Origin of the sequence: Pedobacter sp. GR22-10 (genome assembly GCF_026239715.1) — a bacterium.
Taxonomy (GTDB): Bacteria; Bacteroidota; Bacteroidia; order Sphingobacteriales; family Sphingobacteriaceae; genus Pedobacter.
In genome coordinates, this window is sequence record NZ_JAPIVR010000004.1 from 123,610 (window position 1) to 146,841 (window position 23,232).

The 23,232-nt window shown below is 39.1% G+C and carries 20 protein-coding genes; 17 read left to right on the forward strand and 3 right to left on the reverse strand.

Features of this window, described 5'->3' with window-relative positions; all coding sequences use genetic code 11:
• The first annotated feature begins 52 nt into the window (after nt 1–52).
• The 5 genes from OQX64_RS17165 (at nt 53) to OQX64_RS17185 (ending at nt 6,812) form a co-directional block, all read left to right on the forward strand.
• Nucleotides 53–1,420 carry a glucoamylase family protein gene (locus OQX64_RS17165; RefSeq protein ID WP_265819698.1) on the forward strand — a complete coding sequence of 456 codons (1,368 nt, stop codon included), beginning with the start codon at nt 53–55 and terminating at the stop codon, nt 1,418–1,420.
• Between the two features lie 52 nt (nt 1,421–1,472).
• On the forward strand, nt 1,473–1,874 hold the full coding sequence (locus OQX64_RS17170) for a hypothetical protein (protein ID WP_088299331.1): 402 nt from the start codon (nt 1,473–1,475) through the stop codon (nt 1,872–1,874).
• A gap of 13 nt (nt 1,875–1,887) precedes the next feature.
• Nucleotides 1,888–3,642: a family 43 glycosylhydrolase gene (locus OQX64_RS17175; RefSeq protein WP_265819699.1), complete on the forward strand. Its 1,755-nt coding sequence runs from the start codon at nt 1,888–1,890 to the stop codon at nt 3,640–3,642.
• A 26-nt stretch (nt 3,643–3,668) separates the two neighbouring features.
• Nucleotides 3,669–5,966, forward strand: coding sequence for a beta-glucosidase BglX (gene bglX / locus OQX64_RS17180; RefSeq protein ID WP_265819700.1), 2,298 nt, complete (start codon nt 3,669–3,671; stop codon nt 5,964–5,966).
• A gap of 66 nt (nt 5,967–6,032) precedes the next feature.
• A complete protein-coding gene (locus tag OQX64_RS17185; protein ID WP_265819701.1) occupies nt 6,033–6,812 on the forward strand; it encodes a prolyl oligopeptidase family serine peptidase in 780 nt (259 codons plus the stop codon).
• A gap of 52 nt (nt 6,813–6,864) precedes the next feature.
• On the opposite strand, the gene OQX64_RS17190 is transcribed toward OQX64_RS17185, so the two are convergent.
• Complete coding sequence (locus tag OQX64_RS17190; protein WP_088299327.1) at nt 6,865–7,593, reverse strand: YebC/PmpR family DNA-binding transcriptional regulator; 729 nt, start codon at nt 7,591–7,593, stop codon at nt 6,865–6,867.
• A gap of 125 nt (nt 7,594–7,718) precedes the next feature.
• Nucleotides 7,719–8,666, reverse strand: a complete 948-nt coding sequence (locus OQX64_RS17195; protein WP_265819702.1) for an NAD-dependent epimerase/dehydratase family protein — start codon at nt 8,664–8,666, stop codon at nt 7,719–7,721.
• A gap of 525 nt (nt 8,667–9,191) precedes the next feature.
• Here OQX64_RS17195 and OQX64_RS17200 point away from each other — a divergent pair.
• The 10 genes from OQX64_RS17200 (at nt 9,192) to OQX64_RS17245 (ending at nt 19,654) form a co-directional block, all read left to right on the forward strand.
• Entirely contained in the window at nt 9,192–9,776 is a 585-nt protein-coding gene (locus OQX64_RS17200) for a gluconate 2-dehydrogenase subunit 3 family protein (protein WP_088299325.1), read from the forward strand.
• A gap of 26 nt (nt 9,777–9,802) precedes the next feature.
• Complete coding sequence (locus OQX64_RS17205; protein WP_172406412.1) at nt 9,803–11,503, forward strand: GMC oxidoreductase; 1,701 nt, start codon at nt 9,803–9,805, stop codon at nt 11,501–11,503.
• Nucleotides 11,504–11,585: 82 nt separating this feature from the next.
• Entirely contained in the window at nt 11,586–12,743 is a 1,158-nt protein-coding gene (locus OQX64_RS17210) for a Gfo/Idh/MocA family protein (protein WP_265819703.1), read from the forward strand.
• An 8-nt stretch (nt 12,744–12,751) separates the two neighbouring features.
• The gene (locus OQX64_RS17215; protein ID WP_265819704.1) at nt 12,752–13,810 is read left to right on the forward strand and encodes a sugar phosphate isomerase/epimerase family protein; all 1,059 of its coding nucleotides are present in this window, start codon (nt 12,752–12,754) and stop codon (nt 13,808–13,810) included.
• A 75-nt stretch (nt 13,811–13,885) separates the two neighbouring features.
• Nucleotides 13,886–14,269 carry a c-type cytochrome gene (locus OQX64_RS17220; protein WP_265819705.1) on the forward strand — a complete coding sequence of 128 codons (384 nt, stop codon included), beginning with the start codon at nt 13,886–13,888 and terminating at the stop codon, nt 14,267–14,269.
• Nucleotides 14,270–14,299: 30 nt separating this feature from the next.
• Nucleotides 14,300–15,757 (forward strand): Gfo/Idh/MocA family protein, encoded by a 1,458-nt coding sequence (locus tag OQX64_RS17225; protein ID WP_088299321.1) that lies wholly within the window; start codon nt 14,300–14,302, stop codon nt 15,755–15,757.
• 43 nt (nt 15,758–15,800) lie between these two features.
• The gene (locus tag OQX64_RS17230) at nt 15,801–16,481 is read left to right on the forward strand and encodes a 3-keto-disaccharide hydrolase (RefSeq protein ID WP_265819706.1); all 681 of its coding nucleotides are present in this window, start codon (nt 15,801–15,803) and stop codon (nt 16,479–16,481) included.
• A 169-nt stretch (nt 16,482–16,650) separates the two neighbouring features.
• Complete coding sequence (locus tag OQX64_RS17235) at nt 16,651–17,886, forward strand: nucleoside permease (protein ID WP_088299319.1); 1,236 nt, start codon at nt 16,651–16,653, stop codon at nt 17,884–17,886.
• Between the two features lies 1 nt (nt 17,887).
• On the forward strand, nt 17,888–18,772 hold the full coding sequence (locus OQX64_RS17240; RefSeq protein ID WP_265819707.1) for a hydroxypyruvate isomerase family protein: 885 nt from the start codon (nt 17,888–17,890) through the stop codon (nt 18,770–18,772).
• 9 nt (nt 18,773–18,781) lie between these two features.
• Nucleotides 18,782–19,654 (forward strand): sugar phosphate isomerase/epimerase family protein, encoded by an 873-nt coding sequence (locus OQX64_RS17245; RefSeq protein ID WP_172406411.1) that lies wholly within the window; start codon nt 18,782–18,784, stop codon nt 19,652–19,654.
• A gap of 102 nt (nt 19,655–19,756) precedes the next feature.
• Here the strand turns inward: OQX64_RS17245 and OQX64_RS17250 are convergent, their stop codons facing one another.
• Nucleotides 19,757–20,776: a lamin tail domain-containing protein gene (locus OQX64_RS17250; RefSeq protein ID WP_265819708.1), complete on the reverse strand. Its 1,020-nt coding sequence runs from the start codon at nt 20,774–20,776 to the stop codon at nt 19,757–19,759.
• Nucleotides 20,777–20,825: 49 nt separating this feature from the next.
• Here OQX64_RS17250 and OQX64_RS17255 point away from each other — a divergent pair, with 49 nt between their 5' ends.
• Both OQX64_RS17255 and OQX64_RS17260 read left to right on the forward strand, forming a co-directional pair.
• The gene (locus OQX64_RS17255) at nt 20,826–21,815 is read left to right on the forward strand and encodes an aspartate-semialdehyde dehydrogenase (protein ID WP_265819709.1); all 990 of its coding nucleotides are present in this window, start codon (nt 20,826–20,828) and stop codon (nt 21,813–21,815) included.
• Nucleotides 21,816–22,097: 282 nt separating this feature from the next.
• Nucleotides 22,098–23,222, forward strand: coding sequence for an ATP-binding protein (locus OQX64_RS17260; RefSeq protein WP_265819710.1), 1,125 nt, complete (start codon nt 22,098–22,100; stop codon nt 23,220–23,222).
• The last annotated feature ends 10 nt before the right edge of the window (nt 23,223–23,232 follow it).

The window sequence follows — 23,232 nt, forward strand, 5'->3', positions numbered from 1 at the left end:
AAATTTTGATAAAGGTTGCCAGATGATCTGGCAACCTTTTTTTTAAACCGCTATGTTAAAAACTTACCTTATCCGTAACATCCTAATTTTCTCGCTCCTTCTGGTTTCACTTTCATCATGTGCACAAAAAGAAAACACCAATGATAGTGCTCAGCAAACCATTAAAAAAAATCTTTCTGATGAAGAACTTTTAGACCTTGTTCAGAAACAAACCTTCCAATATTTTTGGGATGGTGCCGAACCTACATCCGGTGCAGGAAGAGAACGTTATCATGTTGATAATATTTATCCTGAAAATGACAAAAGTACGGTAGCGATAGGAGCAACAGGTTTCGGATTAATGGCCATTTTAAGTGGAATAGACAGGGGTTATGTAACGAAACATGATGGCTTAACACGCCTGAGTAAAATACTTGATTTTCTGGCTAAGGCTGATCGTTTCCACGGCGCCTGGCCGCATTGGCTTTACGGGGAAACCGGTAAAGTGCGTCCATTCGGACAAAAAGATAATGGAGGCGATTTAGTCGAAACTTCATTTGTCGCCCAGGCACTGATTTGTATCGATGCTTATTACAAAAACGGATCTGCTGAAGATAAAGCCCTGGCAAAAAAAGCCGATGAACTTTGGAAGGGTATTGATTTCAACTGGTACCGCAACGGCAACCAGAATGTACTATACTGGCATTGGTCGCCGGAATACCAGTGGGAAATGAACTTTCCTGTTAAGGGCTATAATGAATGTTTAATTATGTATGTTTTAGCAGCTGCATCACCTACCCATACCGTTCCTGCCGAAGTTTATCATCAGGGCTGGGCCGACAATGGCGCAATCAAAGCTGATTTTAAGGTATATGGTCATCCATTCACATTGAAATATCAGGGACAAAAAAAATCTGTTGGTCCATTATTCTGGGCACATTATTCCTATCTCGGATTAAATCCTAAAGGTTTAAAAGACCGCTATGCCGATTACTGGCAAAATAATGTTAACCATACCCTTGCCATTCATGATTACTGTGTGGCTAATCCTGAGAAGTTTAAAGGATATGGCGAAAACAGCTGGGGATTAACCGCAAGCTACTCGGTTAAAGGCTATGCTGCGCATAATCCACAGGAAGATTTCGGGGTAATCTCTCCTACCGCAGCCATTTCATCCATCCCATATACACCAAAAGAATCAATGAAGGTTATCCGCCATCTTTATGAAGACTTAGGTGATAAGGTTTGGGGTAAATATGGCTTCTATGATGCTTTTTCTGAAAGTGAGAACTGGTATCCTAAAAGATATTTAGGCATCGATCAGGGGCCAATGGTGGTGATGATCGAAAATTACAGATCAGGTTTATTATGGAAATTATTCATGAGTAACTCCGACGTACAAAAAGGGTTAACAAAACTCGATTTCCAGTTTAAACCTTAGCATTCCATATAAATGTTTAGCCATCATATATTTAAACCTAAATTCAAAAACCATGAAAAAAGTAATTTTAATATTGACAGCAATGATGGGATTCGTAATCCTTAACTCAAGTTTTACAACCCTACCAAAGGTTAAACATAAAACAATAAAAGCAAAATTTGCTACCGTAAATGTAACCGCAACCAATTCAACCAGCGACGGCATTTATGTACAGTTAGAGAACAACACCAGTGGTGGCACTTATTCTTTTTTTATTGCTCCGAATACGCCAAATGCGACAGTTATCGGACAAATACCTGAAAATAGTGACATCTATACCGTAAAATTAACTTCTGCGGGAGGTGCCCATGATATGTGGGTTTACTGGGAACATCGTACGCATGTTACCGGGCTCAGTGTAAGTGGCATGGCGATAGGCTGTTCCAGCTGCGCTAGAATCACCATTTTTAATTAATTACGAAGGAATAATGGCTAAACATTTATTCAAAATATTTGTAATTACAGTGCTGTTTTGCAATAGCTATCGCATTTATGCTCAGCAAAAAACCTATTGTAACCCCATCAATGTTGATTATGGTTACACTCCTATTGAAGATTTTACCAAATGGGGAAAACACCGTGCCACAGCCGACCCTGTAATTGTAAATTACAAAGGCGACTTTTACCTCTTCAGTACCAACCAATGGGGTTACTGGCACAGTCCCGATATGCTGAACTGGAAATTTGTAGAACGCAAATTTCTTCGCCCGTGGAATAAAACCAAAGATGAGCTTTGTGCCCCAGGCGTAGGCATTGTAGGTGATACCATGGTCGTCTTCGGCAGTACCTATACCAAAAACTTCACTTTATGGGGAAGCACTGACCCCAAAGGCAATAAATGGTTTCCGCTGGTTGATTCGCTGGAAATTGGCGGATGGGATCCTTCCTTTTTTACAGATGATGATGGCAAATTTTACATGTACAACGGCAGCAGTAATAATTACCCGATGTATGGTGTAGAGTTAGACCGCAAAACCTTTAAACCTAAAGGAACACGAACGCCCATGTATTTACTCGAAAGCTGGCGCTATGGCTGGCAACGCTTTGGAGAATATATGGATAATACTTTTTTAGATCCTTTTGCCGAAGGTGCCTGGATGACCAAGCACAATGGCAAATATTACTTCCAATATGGTGCGCCGGGAACAGAATTCAGCGGGTATTCTGATGGTGTGGTGGTAGGAAGCAAACCTTTATTTTACGATACGCAGTTTACACCACAATCTGACCCCTTAAGTTATAAAGGTGGTGGGTTTTCACGGGGTGCAGGCCATGGTGCCACCTTTCAGGATAATGCTAAAAATTATTGGCACATTTCCACCAGCATCATCTGCGTTAAAAATACCTGGGAACGCCGGATGGGCATCTGGCCAACAGGGTTTGACAAGGATGACGTGATGTGGACGAATACCGCATTTGGAGATTATCCGCTATATCTTCCAGCTGAAAGAAAAGAAAATGGCCCTGCCGGACCAGGCTGGATGCTGATCAATTATAAAAAGCCCGTAATGGTTTCTTCCACACTGGGTAGCTTCTACGCCAACAATGCAGTTGATGAAAATATTAAAACCTATTGGAGCGCCAGAACAGCGAATAAAGGTGAATGGATTCAAACTGATTTAGGCAGCCTGGCCACTGTTAATGCCATTCAGATTAATTATGCTGATCAGGATGCCACGTTTATAGGTAAACAAATTGGAATTTATCACCAATACCAGATTCTTTCTTCAACTGACGGAAAGAAGTGGACCATGCTGGTTGATAAAAGCAAAAACAAAACGGATGTGCCTCATGATTACATCGAACTTCAGAAACCGGTTAAAACCAGGTTTATCAAAATGGTCAATATCCATATGCCCACCGGAAAGTTTGCCATAAGCGGTTTACGTGTTTTCGGAAATGGAAACGGCAAAAAACCATCAGCAGTTGAAAATCTAGTGGTATTAAGAACTGAAAAAGATAAACGTAGTGCTTACATTAAATGGGAACCTGTTGACAATGCTTTTGCCTACAACCTGTATTATGGAACAGCGCCAGATAAACTGTATAACTGCATCATGATACATGATTTTAATGAATATTGGTTTAAGGCAATGGATAGCCAGAAAGCCTACTACTTTTCAATTGAAGCCATCAACGAAAATGGCGTTTCAGAGAAAACAACGGTAAAGAGAGTAGATTAATTTTAAAAGAATAAAACACACATATAATGAATAGAGCGAAAATCCTGATTATTTTATTAGCATCCTTTGCGCTGAACGCATCAGCACAAAACAAAAAAACAGTATCTCCCGAAGAGGCAAAGATGAATACCTTTATCACCAACCTCATGTCGAAAATGACAGTTGATGAAAAGATTGGGCAGCTGAATTTACCAAGTTCCGGAGACATCACTACCGGACAAGCCAATAGCAGCGACATTGGTAAAAAAATCGAAGCCGGACAGGTAGGCGGTTTGTTCAACATCAAAGGTGTAGAAAAAATCAAAGCGGTACAAAAGGTTGCGGTAGAACAGAGCAGAATGAAAATTCCATTACTTTTTGGTATGGACGTCATTCATGGCTATAACACTGTTTTCCCAATTCCATTAGGTGTTAGCTGTATCTGGGATATGGATCTGGTACAAAAAACAGCCAGAATTGCAGCCATTGAAGCCAGTGCAAGCGGTATTAACTGGACCTTCTCCCCTATGGTAGATATTTCACGCGATCCACGCTGGGGCCGGATTTCTGAAGGCAGTGGTGAAGATCCTTACCTCGGTTCAAAAATTGCAGCAGCCATGGTAAAAGGCTATCAGGGCAGGTTACAAGCCAACAATGAAATTTTAGCTTGTGTAAAACACTATGCTTTATACGGAGCAGCTGAAGCAGGCAGAGATTACAATACGACTGATATGAGCAAGGTAAGGATGTATAATGAATATTTCCCTCCTTATAAAGCAGCTGTAGATGCCGGTGCAGCCAGTATCATGGCTTCATTTAACGAAGTTGATGGTATCCCGGCTACAGGAAGCAAATGGTTAATGACTGATGTTCTACGCAACCAATGGGGTTTTAAAGGCTTCGTGGTAACCGATTATACAGGTATTCCTGAAATGATCGCGCACGGAATGGGCGATTTACAAACGGTATCTGCATTGGCCATGAATGCCGGCATTGATATGGATATGGTTGGCGAAGGATTTTTAGGCACGTTAAAGAAATCACTGGCAGAGAAAAAAGTAAGCATCAATGAAATTAACAGGGCCTGCCGTTTAATCCTTCAGGCGAAATATAAACTGGGTTTATTTACTGATCCTTATAAATTCTTAAGTACAGAAAGAGCCGAAAAAGATGTTTTCAACGCCGAAAACCGTCAGGTAGCCCGTGATATTTCAGCTGAAAGTTTCGTATTACTTAAAAACAACAACAACGTTCTGCCCTTAAAAAAATCAGGTACCATTGGTTTAATTGGCCCACTGGCAGATAACACCGCGAACATGTATGGAACCTGGAGTGTTGCTGCCTTGTTTGATAAGTCTGTTACCGTATTACAAGGATTAAAAAATGCTTTAGGCAACGATGCCAGGATTTTAACTGCTCGTGGCTCTAATTTCCTGGCCGATTCTGCCATGGAGCACCGTTATGTAAATGTGCACAATCCTACATATAAACGGGATGGACGCACAGAGGCAGAAATGATTAAAGAAGCTTTAAAAGTGGCCGAAAAATCCGATGTCATCGTGGCTACACTTGGCGAAGGTTCTGAATTTACAGGGGAAAGCAGTAGTGTTACGGATATCCAAATTCCGGAAACACAAAAGAACTTACTTAAAGCCTTAGCCAAAACAGGAAAACCAATTGTTTTGGTGCTGTTCACTGGCCGCCCACTGGCATTGAAATGGGAAGAAGAAAATATCCCTGCCATTTTAAATGTTTGGTTCCCGGGAAGTGAAGCCGGAAATTCCATCGCAGACGTATTGTTCGGCAAAGTTAATCCTTCAGGAAAACTGAGTACCACTTTTCCTCAAAACGTTGGACAGGTGCCGTTATATTATGCACATAAAAACACTGGACGTCCTCTGGCTGAAGGAAAATGGTTTGAAAAATTCCGTTCCAATTATTTAGATGTGAGTAATGATCCGTTATACCCATTTGGATTCGGTTTGAGTTATACCACATTTGATTATAGTGATGTGAAATTAAGTGCTAACACCTTAACCAAAGGAAAATTAATTACTGCATCGGTTACCTTGAGTAATACCGGAAAGTATGATGGCAAAGAAGTGGTTCAATTATACATCCGCGATCTGGTGGGCAGCATTACCCGCCCGGTAAAGGAGTTGAAAGGCTTCCAGAAAGTAAGTTTAAAAGCCGGTGAAAGCAAAACCATCAGTTTTAATATTTCAGAAAATGATTTGAAATTCTACAATTCAGAACTAAAATTCGTTGCTGAACCAGGAGATTTTAAAGTATTTATCGGTACCAATTCCAGAGACGTAAAAGAAGCTGCTTTTACATTAAAATAAAGAAATCAAATGGTTCACTAAACCCTGACCCATTGCAAAATGATCAGGGTTTTTTATTTTTGTCAGATGAAAAAGATTATCCTATCCCTTTGTTTAATTTTCAGTTTCCCTCTTTTAAATGCCCAGGATTTAAAGAAATACGAGTATGGAAGTTTTATCAAAAGAGGCGACTCCATTCATTACAGAATCCTCTTCCCTGAGAACTTTAATCCCGCACAAAAATATCCGGTTTTATTTGTATTGCATGGCCGTGGCGAAAGCGGAAGCGACAATGAAAAACAATTAACACATGGTGCCAGATTATTTCTGAGAGATGATATCAGGAAGAATTTCCCTGCAATTGTGGTGTTTCCACAATGCCCTGCAGATAGTTACTGGGCCAATGTAAACATCACAACGAATGATAAAGGGAAAAGAAAGTTTAGTTTTGTGGAAGCTGGCAAACCAACCCGGGCCATGCGGGCCTTACAAGGGATGGTAAAAGATTTTCTAAAAAAACCGTTTCTCGATAAAAAACAAGTCTATGTTGGTGGCCTCTCTATGGGTGGAATGGGCACTTATGAATTACTGAGAAGACAGCGAAGAACATTTGCCGCAGCTTTTGCCATTTGTGGTGGCGATAACACCAACAACATTAAAAAATACCAAAACGTGCCCCTTTGGATTTTTCACGGTGGAAAAGATGATATTGTAGATCCGGCCTTTTCAATGGCCATTGCCGAAAGGTTGAAAACCGTTGGCGATGAAGTAAAATTTACGCTATACCCAAATGCCAACCACAACAGCTGGGATAATGCTTTTGCCGAACCAGGCTTGCTGCCTTGGTTATTTGGACAGAAGAGATAAAATTTCAGACCATATAGATTTTAAGAATCTATATGGTCTTGATCATTAATTACTATTCAGCCATATTATGGTAAACCGCCTGAACGTCATCATCTTCCTCTAATTTATCAATCAGTTTTAATACATCAGCTGCCTGCTCCTCTGTTACTTCATGATGTGATAAAGCAATACGCTCTAATTTGGAACTTTTCAGTTCGATTCCTTTTTCTTCCAAAGCTTTTTGCAAAGAACCGAAGTTTTCAAAAGCACCCTGTGCAACCGCGATATCATTTCCTTCTTCATCAGCCTCTACATATAACTCTTCTAAACCGGCATCAATCAATTCAAATTCAAGTTCTTCCAAATCCAAACCTTCAGCAGGAACAAAGCGAAAAACAGATTTGCGGCTGAAAACAAAATCCAGGGAACCTGTTTTACCCAGGGAACCATCAGTTTTGTTAAAATAGCTACGCACATTGGCAACGGTGCGGTTGGTATTATCTGTAGCCGTTTCAATTAAAACCGCAACACCATGAGGCGCATAACCTTCATATACAATTTCCTCATAGTTAGCCATCGACTTATCAGATGCACGCTTGATTGCAGCTTCTACCCTGTCTTTTGGCATATTTACAGCTTTCGCATTTTGCATGGCTGTACGTAAACGTGAATTGGTTTCCGGATGAGGTCCGGATTCCTTTACTGCCATTACAATATCTTTACCAATACGCGTAAATTGAACGGCCATCTTGGCCCAACGCTTAAATTTTCTTTCTTTTCTAAATTCGAATGCTCTTCCCATGTTTTAGTATTGAGATAGGAGATGTGAGATAAGAGACCTTAGGCCTTCAACCTTCCAACCCTGTACCTAATTATTTATTTTTTAACTTATTCCTTCAGCTTTTTGCTTTTATTTTCGCTTAGCTTTTAGCTCTTCTTTAAATTCGTTAACATGTCTTCTGTCATTTTCGCCAGATCAAATCCAGGTTTCCAGCCCCAGTCTTTAGTTGCGAAACCATCATCAATTGAACGTGGCCAGCTATTGGCAATTTGCTGACGTGGATCATTGCTGGCGTAAGTTAAGGTAAAATCCGGAATATGTTTTTTAATCTCTGCCGCAAGCACTTCCGGCGTAAAACTGACGCCACCAAAATTGTAACTGCTGCGTACAGAAATTTGATCGGCCGGTGCATCCATTAACTCAATAGTGCCGCGGATGGCATCATCCATGTACATCATTGGCAGTTCGGTTTCTGCATTCAGAAAACTCTGGTAACTTCCCTTTTTCAAGGCATCATGAAAAATATGAATGGCGTAATCCGTTGTTCCGCCACCCGGGGCAGCTTTCCAGCTGATTAATCCGGGGTACCGGATACTTCTTACATCTAAACCATATTTCTGGTTATAGTATTCGCACCAGCGCTCTCCGGCCAGCTTACTAATGCCGTAAACCGTATTCGGATCCATTACACAAAATTGCGAAGTATTATCCTTTGGTGAATTTGGTCCGAAAACAGCAATGGAACTTGGCCAGTAAACCTTCGCCACTTTATATTCAAGTGCTAAATCCAGCACATTTAAAAGACCGTTCATATTCAGATCCCAGGCCAGTTTAGGATTTTGTTCTCCGGTTGCCGATAATAAAGCAGCCAAAAGATAAACCTGCGTAGGTTTGTATTTTTTGAAAATGCCATTGATCATTTCTTTATCCAGAACATTTACAAACTCGAAAGGAGCAGAATTTTTGATGTCATAATCAGGTCTGCGGATATCGCAGGCAACCACATGATCATCACCATATATCTTACGTAACATGGTAACCAACTCCGTACCAATCTGGCCATTAGAGCCTAAAACAATAATTTCTTCCTGCATATTTTTTTTGAGAATGTGCAAAGGTAAAAAAATGAGACAAAAGGCTATAAAATATTTGTACTAAGCATATGCGATGCGTGTTTCCGATAATGAATAAATCAATATTTCTGGAAACTGCTTTGTATCATCAACATAAATAGGAATTTTTATTACGGTGCAGTGCTGATAATCGATCATAAAAACTAAAAATAATGCCAATTCAAAGTTGACAAATTTTAAAATTAGAGCGAAGAAAAAGAAAACAAAACAAAAAAAAATCTTTCAAAAGCAGGAGAGGTGAGAATTTATGAAAAAAACTTATCTTTATCTAAGGTTAATGTAATTAGTACACGAAGTATTTAGCCTACAAAAACCAACATAAACGTACTTAAGACAGTAATTAATTAATTATTTAGAACAATTCTATTTAGTAACAATCGCATTGCGAATACGGAATTAAAGCTTTCATATTTGATTATCATGCCATTTTTTTCTAATATTACCTATCCAACGCATAAATAACCAATATATAAAAATACAAAAACGATGCACAGAAGAGAAGCACTCAAAAACGTTGCATTTTTACTGGGAGGAGCCATCTCAGCGAGTACAATGGGCGTTCTATTTGAAAGTTTTACACTCCCTGAAAATGAAAAGAATTTTGTTTCATTTTCAGTACAGGATCAAAAAATTTTCGCCGAATTTGCCGATATTATTGTCCCGACAACTAAATCGTCTGCCGGCGCTAAAGCTGCAGGCCTAGGTAAATTCATTCCAATGATGATGCAGGATTGCTATCCGAAGGAAATGCAAACCTCATTTGCAAGGGGTTTCAAACAACTTCAAGACAAGTCGATGCAAGATTTCAAAAAAAGTTATGTGGCCTTAACCGTTCCTGAACGCACCAAATTAATGGTTGATTTAAGACTGATGTCTATAGCCCAGAAAGAAACAAAATCAGAAGAAAACAAGGATCTGGTTTACTTTTTCATTACGGCCAGAGATCTTACCTTATTGGGCTACTATTCTTCTGAAATTGGATGCACCAAAGCCCGCGAATATATTCTTGTTCCCGGAAGATACGATGGCAATACCAAGCTGAAACCCGGACAAAAATCCTGGGCTACCTAATTTCAAAACTACAACGACAAAACATCATGAATTTAAATACAAATTTAAAAGCTGAAAATACTTACGATGCCATTGTAATAGGATCGGGGATTAGTGGCGGCTGGGCTGCAAAAGAACTTACAGAAAAGGGCTTACGGGTATTAATGCTCGAAAGAGGAATGAACATTGAGCACATTACCGGTTATGAAACGGCCATGAAAAATCCTTGGGATTTTGAACATGCAGGCAGATTAACCGAAGAGCAAAAACGTACGCACCCGGTACAAAAAAGAGATTATCCATATAGTGAGGCCAATGAAAAATGGTGGGTAAATGATTTGGAATGCCCGTATACAGAAGATAAACGTTTCGACTGGTACCGTGGTTTTCATGTTGGTGGTAAGTCTTTAATGTGGGGCCGTCAGAGCTACCGCTTAAGTGAACATAACTTAGAAGATAATGCAAAAGACGGACACGGTAGTGACTGGCCTCTACGTTACAAAGAACTTTCTCCATGGTATGATTATGCAGAGCGCTTTGCAGGAATAAGTGGTTCTAAAGAAAACTGGTCAACCTGCCCGGATGGAGAATTCTTACCTCCAATGGACTTAAATATTGTTGAAAAATCAGTAAAAGCCAGGATTGAGGAGCATTACAAAAGAGAGCGGATCATGATGATTGGCCGTGTAGCCAATCTAACTGTTCCTCATAAAGGCCGTGGAAACTGCCAATACCGTAACTTATGCAGCCGTGGTTGTCCGTTTGGTGCGTATTTCAGTACGCAATCCTCTACCCTGCCTGCGGCAATGGCTACTAAACGTTTAACGTTAAGACCTTACTCTATCGTAAATCATATCATTTATGATAAAGACACGAAAAAAGCAAAAGGCGTAATGGTAATCGATGCAGAAACCAACAAAACCATGGAGTTTTATGCAAAAATTATTTTTGTGAACGGTTCTACATTGGGTTCAACTTTTATTTTATTAAACTCTACTTCGGATGCACATCCAAATGGATTAGGGAATGGAAGTGGACAATTGGGGCATAATTTAATGGATCATCATTTCCGCTGTGGTGCTTCAGGCGAAGCAGAAGGCTTTGATGACAGATATACCTACGGACGCCGTGCAAATGGCATTTATGTCCCCCGATACCAAAACATTGGAAATGATAAACGTGATTACCTGCGTGGTTTCGGTTACCAGGGTGGTGCAAGCAGATCAAACTGGCAAAGTGATGTTGCCGAACTTTCATTTGGTTCTGGTTTAAAAGAAAAAATGACGAAACCAGGCAGCTGGACCATGGGTCTTGGCGGTTTTGGAGAAATGTTACCATACTATGAAAACAAGGTTTACATTGATAAAACTAAAAAAGACAAATGGGGTCAGCCAGTATTAGCCATTGATTGCGAATACAAAGAAAATGAGAAAAAAATGCGTGTGGATATGATGAATGATGCAGCAGAAATGTTAGAAAAAGCGGGCATGAAAAACATCAAAACATATGATGCAGGTTGTTATCCGGGTATGGCCATCCATGAAATGGGAACGGCAAGAATGGGTAATGATCCAAAAACTTCAGTTCTCAACAAATGGAATCAAATGCATGAAGTGAATAACGTGTTTGTAACTGATGGTGCCTGTATGCCTTCAATCGCATGTCAAAACCCATCATTAACTTTTATGGCTTTAACCGCTCGTGCTGCTGATTATGCAGTGAAAGAATTAAAGAAAAACAACATTTAATTAATAGGTAAAAGGTATGAGGTTTAAGGTATAGGGTTAGGAGTCCAAAGCCTTAAACCTTATATCTTAAACCCTAACCTCTATGAAAAGAAAATTAAGAATGGGCATGATAGGCGGTGGAAAAGACGCCTTCATCGGTGCAGTACATCGCCTTGCGGCCAATATGGATGGTTTAATCGAATTTACCGCAGGTGCACTAAGTGTGAATCCGGAAGTTGGTTATGAATCCGGTAAAATCCTCTTCCTCCCTGATAACAGAATATATAAGAGTTATGAAGAAATGATTCAGCAGGAAAGTGAATTACCTGCTGATGAAAAAATAGATTTTGTAACCATCGTTACTCCAAATTTCGCACATTTTGCCCCAGCCATGCTGGCACTGGAACATGGCTTTAACGTGGTGATCGAAAAGCCAATGACGCTTACCCTGGAAGAAGCTAAACTGTTAAAAGCAAAGGTAGAAGAAACAGGCTTAACGCTTTGTTTAACGCATACCTACTCTGGCTATCCAATGGTAAAACAGGCCAGGCAAATGGTAAGTGAAGGTTTGCTCGGCGCCATCAGAAAAATTATTGTGGAATATCCGCAAGGATGGTTAAGTACTTTGTCTGAACGTGAGGGAAATGCTCAGGCTGCCTGGCGTACAGACCCTTCCAAAACAGGGAAAAGTGGCAGTATGGGCGACATTGGAACACATGCAGCACATCTTGCAGAATATATTTCCGGCTTGAAAATCGCCAAAATTTGTGCGGATTTAAATATCGTTGTTCCTGGAAGAGCTATAGATGATGATGGAAACGTGCTTTTAAAGTTCGATAACGGATCAAATGGCGTACTCATTGCATCTCAAATTGCCGCAGGTGAAGAAAATGCATTAAAAATAAAGGTTTATGGTGAAAAAGGGGGCTTAGAATGGCATCAGATGGAACCAAATACACTGATTGCAAAATGGCCTGATGCACCGGCTCAAATTTACAGAACAGGTAATGGTTATATGGGCAGCTTTGCGAAACACAATACGCGTACACCAGGTGGACATCCTGAAGGTTACCTTGAGGCATTTGCCAATATTTATAAAAACTTTGCCTTAACGGTTAATGCAAAACTGAACCAGGAACAACCTACACCGGAAATGTTAGATTTCCCTACCGCTGATGATGGAATACGGGGAATGGCATTCATTGAAAATGTAGTGAACTCAAGCCAGTCTGACCAAAAATGGTGGGATTATAAAATTTAAATACAAGCATGACAACAATAAAAGGACCGGCCGTATTTTTAGCACAGTTCATCAGTGATGATGCACCGTTTAATTCGCTGGAAAACATTTGCAAATGGGCTGCAGGCCTGGGTTTTAAAGGGATCCAGATGCCAACCCTGGATAAAAGGTTTATCGATCTTCAGAAAGCCGCCGAGAGTAAAACCTATGCTGATGACTTAAAAGGCACTATTGCTTCTTATGGTTTGGAAATCACTGAATTATCTACCCACCTACAAGGGCAATTGGTTGCTGTTCATCCTGCTTATGATGATTTATTTGATGCCTTTGCGCCAAAAGAATTGCACAAGAGCCCAAAAGCCAGAACGGAATGGGCAGTGCAGCAAATGAAATATGCCGCAAAAGCATCTCAAAATTTGGGGTTAAACGCACATGCTACTTTCAGTGGATCCTTGCTCTGGCAGTATTTCCATCCATGGCCACAACGTCCGGCAGGTTTAGTAGAAGAAGGTTTTGCCGAACTCGGCAAACGATGGATGCCTATTTTAAATGAATTTGATCAGTGTGGTGTAGATGTTTGCTATGAAATTCATCCTGGTGAAGATTTATTTGACGGAGAAACTTATGAAATGTTCCTTGCGGCAGTGAATAATCACAACAGGGCATGCTTATTGTATGATCCATCTCACTTTGTATTACAACAGCTTGATTATATTCAATACATTGATATTTACCACGAACGCATTAAAGCATTCCATGTGAAGGATGCTGAATTTAATCCAACAGGTAAGCAAGGTACATTTGGTGGTTATCAAAGCTGGGCAAACAGAGCAGGCCGCTACCGCTCTCCTGGAGATGGCCAGGTTGATTTTAAAACCATTTTCAGTAAACTGGCACAATACGATTTTAAAGGTTGGGCCGTAATGGAATGGGAATGCTGCATTAAAAACCAGGAAGACGGTGCCCGAGAAGGTGCCGAATTTATAAAAAATCACATCATTAAAGTAACCGATAAAGCATTTGATGATTTTGCTGCATCGGGTAGTGATAGCGCTTTCAACAAAAAAATATTAGGATTACAAGACTAACAACATGAAAATCTGCATGGTTTTCTACATCAGATCATCAAACCTGCAGCATCACATGTTATTAAAAACACACAAATGAAAAAAACATTATTAGGTTTAGGCGCTGTAGTTATTTTTATGGCCTCTTTTACCAAAGCAGACTTAGAAAAAGAAAAAACGGTAGTGGCAACAGCTACATTATCCAGTCATGCCATGCAAATGAGTGCAGGCGAAAAGCTGATTAACAAATCAGATTGTATTGGTTGCCATAATAAGGTGAATAAGATTATTGGTCCTTCTTACATGGATATTGCTAAAAAATACCCTGCAACTGAAAAAAACATCAATTATTTAGCAGATAAAATTATCAAGGGCGGTACAGGTGTTTGGGGTACTATGCCAATGACAGCCCATTCAACATTGAAACCTGCCGATGCTAAATTGATGGTTAAATATATCTTATCCTTAAAAAAGAAATAGGCATACATTTTTAAACCTCATACAATTCTAATGAAAACAGAGCAAGAAAATAAAAACACGAGTAACCGCCGTGATTTTATTAAAACCAGCGCCATAGCTGCCGCTGCATTTATGATTGTTCCACGTCATGTTTTAGGTGGGCCGGGTTTTTTAGCACCCAGCGACCGTTTACTGATTGCCGGTATCGGCGTGGGTGGTAAAGGACAAGGTGATATTGCCATGTTTGCCAAAAGTGGTAAGGCAGATATCGCTTTTTTATGCGATGTAGATGATCGCCGTGCTGCATCAAGTGTAAAAGCATTTCCAAAAGCAAAATACTATAAAGACTACCGCGAAATGCTGGATAAGGAACACAAAAACTTTGATGCCGTTTCTATCTCCACACCTGATCATAACCATGCGATACAGGCACTTGCAGCCATGCAGCTTGGTAAACATGTGTATGTTCAAAAACCGCTTACGCACGATATTCATGAAGCACGGATTTTAACCGCTGCCGCGAAAAAATATAAGGTGGTTACGCAAATGGGTAATCAGGGCGCATCAAATGATGGTCCGCGCCAAATGAAAGAATGGTATGAAGCAGGCTTAATTGGTGATGTACATACGGTTTATGCCTGGACCAATCGTCCGGTTTGGCCGCAAGGTATTCCATGGCCGGATAAAAAAGCAGAAATTCCAAAAGAGTTAGACTGGAATTTGTGGTTAGGTACAGCCCCTGAGAAGGATTATGTAGATAAACTCGTGCCATTTAACTGGCGTGGCTGGTGGGATTATGGTACCGGTGCACTGGGAGATATGGGCTGTCACTTAATTGAAGCGCCTTTCAGCGTTTTAAACTTAAAATATGCCAAAGAGGTAGAAGCCAGTGTGGGATCTGTTTATGTGGATGAATTTAAACGTGGGTATTTTCCCGAAAGTTGTCCGCCGTCAAGCCATGTTACCCTGAAATTCCCTAAAACGGAAAAAACAAAAGGCGATGTTACTTTACACTGGATGGATGGAGGTATCCAACCGGAACGCCCCGCTGAATTGGAAGCTAACGAAACCTTTGGTGATGGTGGCAATGGTACTTTGTTTATCGGCACAAAAGGTAAAATGATGTCGGAGACCTATAGTGCAAATCCGAAATTATTACCACTCAGCAGAAACAAAGACATTAAAGTAAAAGAAAAATATGCCCGGGTTAAAGGAGGTGCCGATGGACATTATGCACAATGGGTAGAAGCAGCAATTGCAGGTTATGGTAAACAGGAAGTAAGTTCGCCTTTCGAAATTGCTGGCCCTTTAACTGAGGCTTTATTAATGGCTAATTTAGCCATCAGAAGTTTCGATATTCAAAAAACGGTAAATGGTAAAGTAACTTACCCGGGCAGGTACATGAAAATGCTTTGGGATAATGACAACATGAAAATTACTAATTTCGATGAGGCCAATCAGTTTGTCAAACGTGAATATCGCAAAGGCTGGAACAATTTAACTTTATAAAAATACACTCCTCATTCCTCGCAATGATGAAAACCGAAGTAAAATGAAAAAAATAATCCTTTCTGCCTGCATCATGTTGGCAGTTACACAAATATCCCAGGCACAAAAGGGCTTCAAACCCTTATTTGATGGTAAAACAACTACTGGCTGGCATACTTACAATAAAACCAATGTGGGCAGTGGCTGGCAGGTTCAGGAAGATGCATTACACCTTGATCCTAAAACCAAAGGTACTGATGGCGGTGGCGATTTGGTCACAGACAAAGAATACAAAGATTTCCATTTAAAATACGAATGGAAAGTAGCACCAAAGGCCAACAGCGGTTTAATTTTCTACGTTCATGAAGAACCAAAATACCATGCAACCTACTCTACTGGTTTAGAAATGCAGGTATTGGATAATGATGGTCATCCTGACGGAAAAATAACTAAACACCGTGCCGGAGATTTATATGATTTAATCAAAAGCTCATCTGAACCTGTTAAACCGGTTGGTGAATGGAACAAAGCAGAAATTATTAGTAAAAAAGGAAATTTAACCCTAATTTTAAATGGGGTTCAGGTGGTGAAAACAACCTTATGGGATGAAAACTGGAAAAAGCTGGTTGCCGGAAGCAAATTTGCTAATTGGGAAAACTGGGGAACTTATAAATCAGGCAAGATTGCCCTTCAGGATCATGGTGATGAAGTTTGGTACAAAAACATCATTATAAAAGAATTATAACTAAGGTTTAGGGCGTAAGGTAAAAGGCTTGAGGGTTTCCTTTCTCACTTTAACTTTACACCTTAAACATAATAACCTTACTAAAATTAAGCTAAAAGCGTAAGGCAAAAGATTGATGGATTTATATTCCTCGCTTAAACCTTATACCTAATAAATTTATATAAACCAAATGAATACCACTACCCGCTTTAAACTCTCTACCATGATGTTCCTCGAATTTTTTATATGGGGATCATGGTTTGTAACACTGGGCACATTTTTAGGCAACAATTTGAAAGCAAGCGGATCAGAATCTGCTTCTGTTTTTGGAACACAATCCTGGGGAGCTATTATCGCTCCGTTTATTGTTGGCTTAATTGCAGACAGATATTTTAATGCGGAGAAAATACTTGGTGTGTTGCATATTGTTGGCGCTGTATTAATGTATCAAATGTACAGGGCAACTGATGTAAGTGTATTTTACCCTTATGTACTCGGTTATATGATTTTATTTATGCCAACATTGGCATTAATCAATTCCGTTTCATTTAACCAAATGCAGGATCCGGAAAAGGAATTTTCAAAAATACGGGTTTGGGGAACCATCGGCTGGATCATTGCAGGCTTGCTTATTAGTTTTGTTTTCCATTGGGATTCTCCTGAAGGCATTCAATCGGGATTATTGAAAAGTACCTTCCTGATGGCTGGTATTGTTTCATTGGTACTGGGTATCTTCAGCTTTACCCTCCCTAAAACACCGCCTAAAGTTTCTTCGACCGAGAAAATCAAAATTGGTGATTTAATTGGTCTGGATGCCCTCAAGCTGTTAAAGGATAAAAACTTCGCCATCTTCTTTATTTCGGCTATATTAATTTGTATTCCGTTGGCATTTTATTATCAGAATGCCGGTTTGTTTTTAGCGGATATTAAAGTTTCAAATCCAACCGGAAAAATGGCAATCGGTCAGATATCCGAAGCATTATTTTTGCTGGCCATTCCTGTTTTCTTTTCGAAATATGGCTTTAAAAAAACCATATTGGTAGGTATGCTTGCCTGGGCACTTAGATATGTATTGTTTGCTTTTGGTAATGCCGGCGATTTAAGTTTTATGCTTATTATTGGTATTGCGTTGCATGGTGTTTGCTACGACTTCTTTTTTGTATCCGGTCAGATTTATACCAATTCCAAAGCTGGCGAGAAATACAAAAGCTCAGCGCAGGGTTTAATTACCTTAGCCACCTATGGTGTAGGGATGCTTATCGGATTTGAGGTTGCAGGTAAAATAACAGATACTTATAAAGCAGCGGATGGTGCAATCGACTGGAAAATGGTGTGGATTATTCCTGCAGTTATTGCTGCTGCAGTCTTCCTGCTTTTTGCTGTACTTTTTAATGATAAAACAAAATCAGAAGCTAAAGCCCTTTAACATGCCTTCAAAATTAAACAGAAGAAATGCACTAAAGAACATCATTGCAGGTACTGCCGCAATTGGTGTTTCATCGGGTATATCATCCTTCGCTATGGATCAGCCAAAACCATCTGAAAAACTTAAAGGCAATGTAAATCATGCTGTTTGCCGCTGGTGTTTTAGTACGCTTGATGTAGAAACACTTTGTACCGAAGCAAAAAAAATCGGTATAAAGGGCATTGATTTGGTTGGCCCGAAAGATTGGCCAATACTTAAAAAACATGGACTGGTTTCTTCTATGTGTAACGGCGCTGAAATTAATCTCGTTGATGGGTTTAATGATAAAAAATTTCATGAAACTTTAATCAAGAATTATTCTGCCATGATTCCCCTTGTGGCCGAAGCTGGTTACAAAAACTTAATCTGCTTTAGCGGAAACCGTCGTGGAAAAGACGATGAAACCGGCTGGAATAATTGTGTAGAAGGATTAAAACAATTAATGCCATTGGCAGAAAAACATGGCGTGGTATTGGTAATGGAATTGTTAAACAGCAAAATAAACCATGCCGATTATCAATGTGACAAAACGGCCTGGGGTGTTGAACTGTGTAAACGCTTAGGTTCAGAAAACTTTAAACTGCTTTACGATATTTATCATATGCAGATCGATGAAGGAGACGTGATTCATACCATCCGGGATCATCATCAATACATTGCGCATTATCATACAGCTGGTGTTCCAGGCCGGAATGAAATTGATGATACGCAGGAACTTTATTATCCGGCAATTATGAAAGCCATTGTAGAAACCGGCTTTAAAGGTTTCGTTGCACAAGAATTTATACCTAAAAATGCAGATAAAATAGCTTCGTTAAAAAAAGCCGTTGAGATCTGTGACATTTAATTAATTATTATGTTATCAAGAAAAAGTTTCATCATCAATAGTTGCTTAGCAGTAGCAACTTTACTTTTGGCTCCATCAATTGCATGTGTAGCCCAGAAAAAGGCAGTTGGCCTACAACTTTATTCGTTAAGAGAAGACCTGCCAAAAGATTTAAAGGGAACGATTGAAAAAGTGGCAAAAGCAGGCTTTACAGAAGTTGAAACTTATGGCTTTTCTATTAAAGGTCAGTTTTGGGGTTTAACTCCTGTAGAATTCAAGAAACTACTGAGCACAAACGGACTTAAAGCAGTTAGCGGGCATTATGGATTAGGTACTTATTTAGCTGATGGCAACACTGATGAACTAAAAGCGGCTATTGCTGCTGCAAAGGTTTTAGGCAGTGAATATGTTACTATTCCTTATCTGGATGCCAGTATCAGAAAAAATGCAGAAGACTATAAAAAACTTGCCGCCAAAATCAATATTGCAGGCAAAATGTGTAAAGATGCAGGTTTACGACTGGCTTATCATAACCATGATTTTGAATTCCAGAAACAGGGAGAAACCACCGGCTATCAAATTTTGTTAAATGAAACGGATAAGAAACTCGTTGACTTTGAACTGGATTTATACTGGGTAGTACGCTCTGGAAATGATCCTATCAAATTATTTACAGAAAACCCAGGTCGTTTTACCATGTGGCATGTAAAAGATATGGACAAAACAAATCCTGCTTTAAATGCAGAAGTTGGAACGGGAAGTATTGACTGGAAACCCATTTTCGCTGATGCCAAGTTATCAGGCATGAAACATTTCTTTGTTGAGCATGAAACCAATTATAAGCCTAACCCAATCGAATCTGTTGCGGCAAGCTGCGCTTATATCAAGAAAAACATTTTATAATTTCTCATCAAAATTTTATTAGTAAAGGTCGTAGTGTTTTCTCGCTACGACCTTTTTCATGTTAACGCCTTTCTGAGTTATGATCTGACAAGACATTATTGCTCAATTCAACTTGCCAGCAAGTACACATGCCAGCTTAAATCTTTTGGTATAGCCCTGTAAATCAAAGACATCAAATAAGACAATATAAATTCCGATATTGGACATACTTCCGTGATCATCCAAACCATCCCAGGTTAAAAAGCCATTTGTTCCGATGGTTTGATTGTTAAGCAACTTTCGAATCAGCCTTCCTTTATCAGAATAAATACTTACCGTAGCCAGGCTTGAATTCTGCCTCATATGGTATTCCAGTTTAAGCACATCCTCAAAGTTATCCCCATCCGGAGAAAAGGTTTTAGACAATAGAAAAACTTCGCTATTGCCATCAGCTGACGATTGTGAGTTTTGATAGGTTGGAGTGGCAAACCCCGCTGTTGCAGCTGCTGATGTGAAATTACCAGGTTCATTTGCCGGCACCTTGAATGATACCCTTTCCAGCGAGATTCCGTCTTCATCCTGAATTAACGGATGATGAATTTTCGATTGATAATCTAACCGGTCCAATACCTGATTATGGCTTAACAAAACCACCGTTCCCTTATCATTATTATAGGCCGGCATACTGCTGATCTGAATCAGTTGGTTCGGAAACTTCACATCATAATTCTCCCGGATATTCTTTTGATTGCTCGTAATTACCCAAAACGTTCCCTCAGGCATGGTTAATTTTTTAGCCGAAATATTTTTAATATTGGCTACTTTACCAGCAGTATTGGTATTGGCGAGTTGCAATTCACTTAAATCAATATCATGACCGGAATTGTTGTAAATCTCTACAAAATCCACTCCACCAGGCCTCGGATTGAATAACACCTCTGAAATTAAAACATCATCCTGAACGAGAATGGATCGTGCACAACCAGGTGAGGCCTTATTTCCTGAAGAACTGGCTATAGTAGCTTTTTTGGGGATGTGTTTGCTGATATTTTTAATCCGGTCATTTCTGACAGGGTGAGGATTAAAAATAATCGATGCAATTTTAATGGGTAACAATAGGGATATAAGCTTAATTTTTAGCATATTTGGACTTATATCAAATGTTTTATAAATATAATAATTAAAATTTAAAATGAAAGTAGCAGTTGTTGGTGCCACCGGATTGGTTGGAACCGTAATGTTAAAAGTATTGGAGGAAAGAAATTTCCCTTTAACAGAGTTAATTCCCGTAGCTTCAGAAAAGAGTGTTGGTAAGGAAATTACTTTTAAGGGTAAGAAGTTCCCAATCGTTAGCATGGATACTGCAATTGGTATGAGACCAGATATTGCCTTGTTTTCTGCCGGTGGAAATACTTCATTAGAACATGCACCACGTTTCAAAGAAGCTGGTACTACTGTGATTGATAATTCATCAGCCTGGAGAATGGATCCTGCGATTAAATTGATCGTGCCAGAGGTTAATGCCCATGAACTTTCTATCGATAATAAGATTATCGCCAATCCAAATTGCTCTACCATTCAAATGGTTGTGGTTTTGAAACCATTGCATGATAAATATAAAATTAAAAGGGTTGTTGTTTCTACCTATCAATCCGTTACTGGCACGGGTGTTAAGGCCGTTGAGCAATTAATGAATGAACGTAAAGGCATTGATGGTCCAAAAGCCTATCCATATGAAATTGACTTAAATGTTCTGCCTCATATTGATGTTTTCATGGATAATGGGTATACCAAAGAAGAAATGAAAATGGTTAAGGAAACCAATAAGATCATGAGCGATGATACCATCAAAGTTACGGCAACTACTGTTCGTATTCCGGTAATGGGCGGCCACTCTGAATCTGTAAACATTGAATTTGAAAATGATTTTGATTTGGCTGAAGTACGCAGTATTTTAGAAAAATCGCCTGGAATTATTGTAGTTGACGATGTAGCAAATTTAAAATATCCAATGCCTAAAGATGCACACGAAAAAGATGAGGTTTTTGTTGGCCGTATTCGGAGAGATGAATCAGCATCCAAAGCTTTAAACCTTTGGATTGTTGCCGATAACTTACGTAAAGGTGCAGCTACTAACGCCGTTCAGATAGCAGAATACCTTATCCGGAAAGAATTAGTTTAATTTTAAAAACAAAAAAATTAAGCCCGTGCCACAAACACGGGCTTTTTTGTATTCTTTTCAGGATAAAAATTCATATCACCACAGTTTATCCTATGTTATATTTCTACACATGCCTGATGAAATTTTAATCAGAAATCAATTACTAAACATAAAACGAAAACACTAATCACCAAATTATATATAATTTGGTGATTACAATATTAAATTTATATATAATTTAATGATTACAATATCAAAATTATATATGAATGAATTATATTTGTTTAGAAAGGTATTTTAATTATGATTGAAAGAATATTAGAGAATTATATTGAATCCAAGTTTTTTAAAGGAAAGGCAATCATCATTACTGGTGCCAGGCAGGTAGGTAAAACAACGATGTTAAAAAAACTAGCGAAGCGGAAAGAAGAATCATTTGTTTTTCTTAATTGCGATGAAGCCAATGTGCGTATAACACTGGAAGATATCAGTATTGAACGATTGAAATCAATCATAGGAACGCATAAAATACTTTTAATTGATGAGGCGCAAAGGGTTACCAATATTGGTTTAACATTAAAGCTTATTGTAGATAACTTTCCAGAAGTACAACTTTTAGTTACGGGTTCCTCCTCTTTAGATTTAGCAGCAGGCACAAAGGAGAGCTTAACAGGTAGAAAATTTGAGTATCACCTTTTTCCTTTTTCAGTCGCTGAGCTGGTACAGCATACCAATATTCTTACTGAAGAACAATCATTGGAAAAGAGATTAATTTTTGGCAGCTACCCAGATGCGATAAACTATCCAGGTGAAGAAAAGGAACTTTTATTAAATTTAACCAACAGCTATTTATTTAAAGATATACTGGCACTATCCGGTATCAGAAAACCCATTCAGCTGGAAAAACTAGTACAGGCTTTGGCATTGCAGATTGGAAACGAGATCTCATATAACGAACTTGGGCAAATGATAGAAGCAGATAAGCTCACTGTTGAACGGTATATAGATTTACTTGAACAGTGTTTCGTGGTATTCAGATTAGGTGCCTACAGTAAAAACCTGAGGAATGAAGTAAAGAAAGGGAAGAAAATCTATTTCTATGATAATGGCATACGCAATGCTATAATCCAGAATTTTAGTCCGCTAAGCTTAAGGCAAGATACCGGGCAGCTTTTCGAAAATTATATGATATCCGAATTTATAAAAGCCAATAGTAACCAGATTAAGCATACCAAACATTTCTTCTGGAGAAGTTTCCAGCAGCAGGAAATAGATTTGATTGAAGAATTTGAAGGAAATTTAACCGCATATGAGATTAAATGGAACGAAAACAAAAAAGTGAAATTCCCAACCACATTTACCAATGTTTACCAACACGTACAAACCAAGGTAATTAATAAAAAAAATTATACCGATTTATTGGTTTAACTATATTTTT

Bases quoted from the DNA above. Each gene is read 5' to 3' on its own strand.
- OQX64_RS17165 (WP_265819698.1), top strand. From the start codon at position 53: ATGTTAAAAACTTACCTTATCCGTAACATCCTAATTTTCTCGCTCCTT.
- OQX64_RS17170 (WP_088299331.1), top strand. From the start codon at position 1,473: ATGAAAAAAGTAATTTTAATATTGACAGCAATGATGGGATTCGTAATC.
- OQX64_RS17175 (WP_265819699.1), top strand. From the start codon at position 1,888: ATGGCTAAACATTTATTCAAAATATTTGTAATTACAGTGCTGTTTTGC.
- bglX (WP_265819700.1), top strand. From the start codon at position 3,669: ATGAATAGAGCGAAAATCCTGATTATTTTATTAGCATCCTTTGCGCTG.
- OQX64_RS17185 (WP_265819701.1), top strand. From the start codon at position 6,033: ATGAAAAAGATTATCCTATCCCTTTGTTTAATTTTCAGTTTCCCTCTT.
- OQX64_RS17190 (WP_088299327.1), bottom strand. From the start codon at position 7,593: ATGGGAAGAGCATTCGAATTTAGAAAAGAAAGAAAATTTAAGCGTTGG.
- OQX64_RS17195 (WP_265819702.1), bottom strand. From the start codon at position 8,666: ATGCAGGAAGAAATTATTGTTTTAGGCTCTAATGGCCAGATTGGTACG.
- OQX64_RS17200 (WP_088299325.1), top strand. From the start codon at position 9,192: ATGCACAGAAGAGAAGCACTCAAAAACGTTGCATTTTTACTGGGAGGA.
- OQX64_RS17205 (WP_172406412.1), top strand. From the start codon at position 9,803: ATGAATTTAAATACAAATTTAAAAGCTGAAAATACTTACGATGCCATT.
- OQX64_RS17210 (WP_265819703.1), top strand. From the start codon at position 11,586: ATGAAAAGAAAATTAAGAATGGGCATGATAGGCGGTGGAAAAGACGCC.
- OQX64_RS17215 (WP_265819704.1), top strand. From the start codon at position 12,752: ATGACAACAATAAAAGGACCGGCCGTATTTTTAGCACAGTTCATCAGT.
- OQX64_RS17220 (WP_265819705.1), top strand. From the start codon at position 13,886: ATGAAAAAAACATTATTAGGTTTAGGCGCTGTAGTTATTTTTATGGCC.
- OQX64_RS17225 (WP_088299321.1), top strand. From the start codon at position 14,300: ATGAAAACAGAGCAAGAAAATAAAAACACGAGTAACCGCCGTGATTTT.
- OQX64_RS17230 (WP_265819706.1), top strand. From the start codon at position 15,801: ATGAAAAAAATAATCCTTTCTGCCTGCATCATGTTGGCAGTTACACAA.
- OQX64_RS17235 (WP_088299319.1), top strand. From the start codon at position 16,651: ATGAATACCACTACCCGCTTTAAACTCTCTACCATGATGTTCCTCGAA.
- OQX64_RS17240 (WP_265819707.1), top strand. From the start codon at position 17,888: ATGCCTTCAAAATTAAACAGAAGAAATGCACTAAAGAACATCATTGCA.
- OQX64_RS17245 (WP_172406411.1), top strand. From the start codon at position 18,782: ATGTTATCAAGAAAAAGTTTCATCATCAATAGTTGCTTAGCAGTAGCA.
- OQX64_RS17250 (WP_265819708.1), bottom strand. From the start codon at position 20,776: ATGCTAAAAATTAAGCTTATATCCCTATTGTTACCCATTAAAATTGCA.
- OQX64_RS17255 (WP_265819709.1), top strand. From the start codon at position 20,826: ATGAAAGTAGCAGTTGTTGGTGCCACCGGATTGGTTGGAACCGTAATG.
- OQX64_RS17260 (WP_265819710.1), top strand. From the start codon at position 22,098: ATGATTGAAAGAATATTAGAGAATTATATTGAATCCAAGTTTTTTAAA.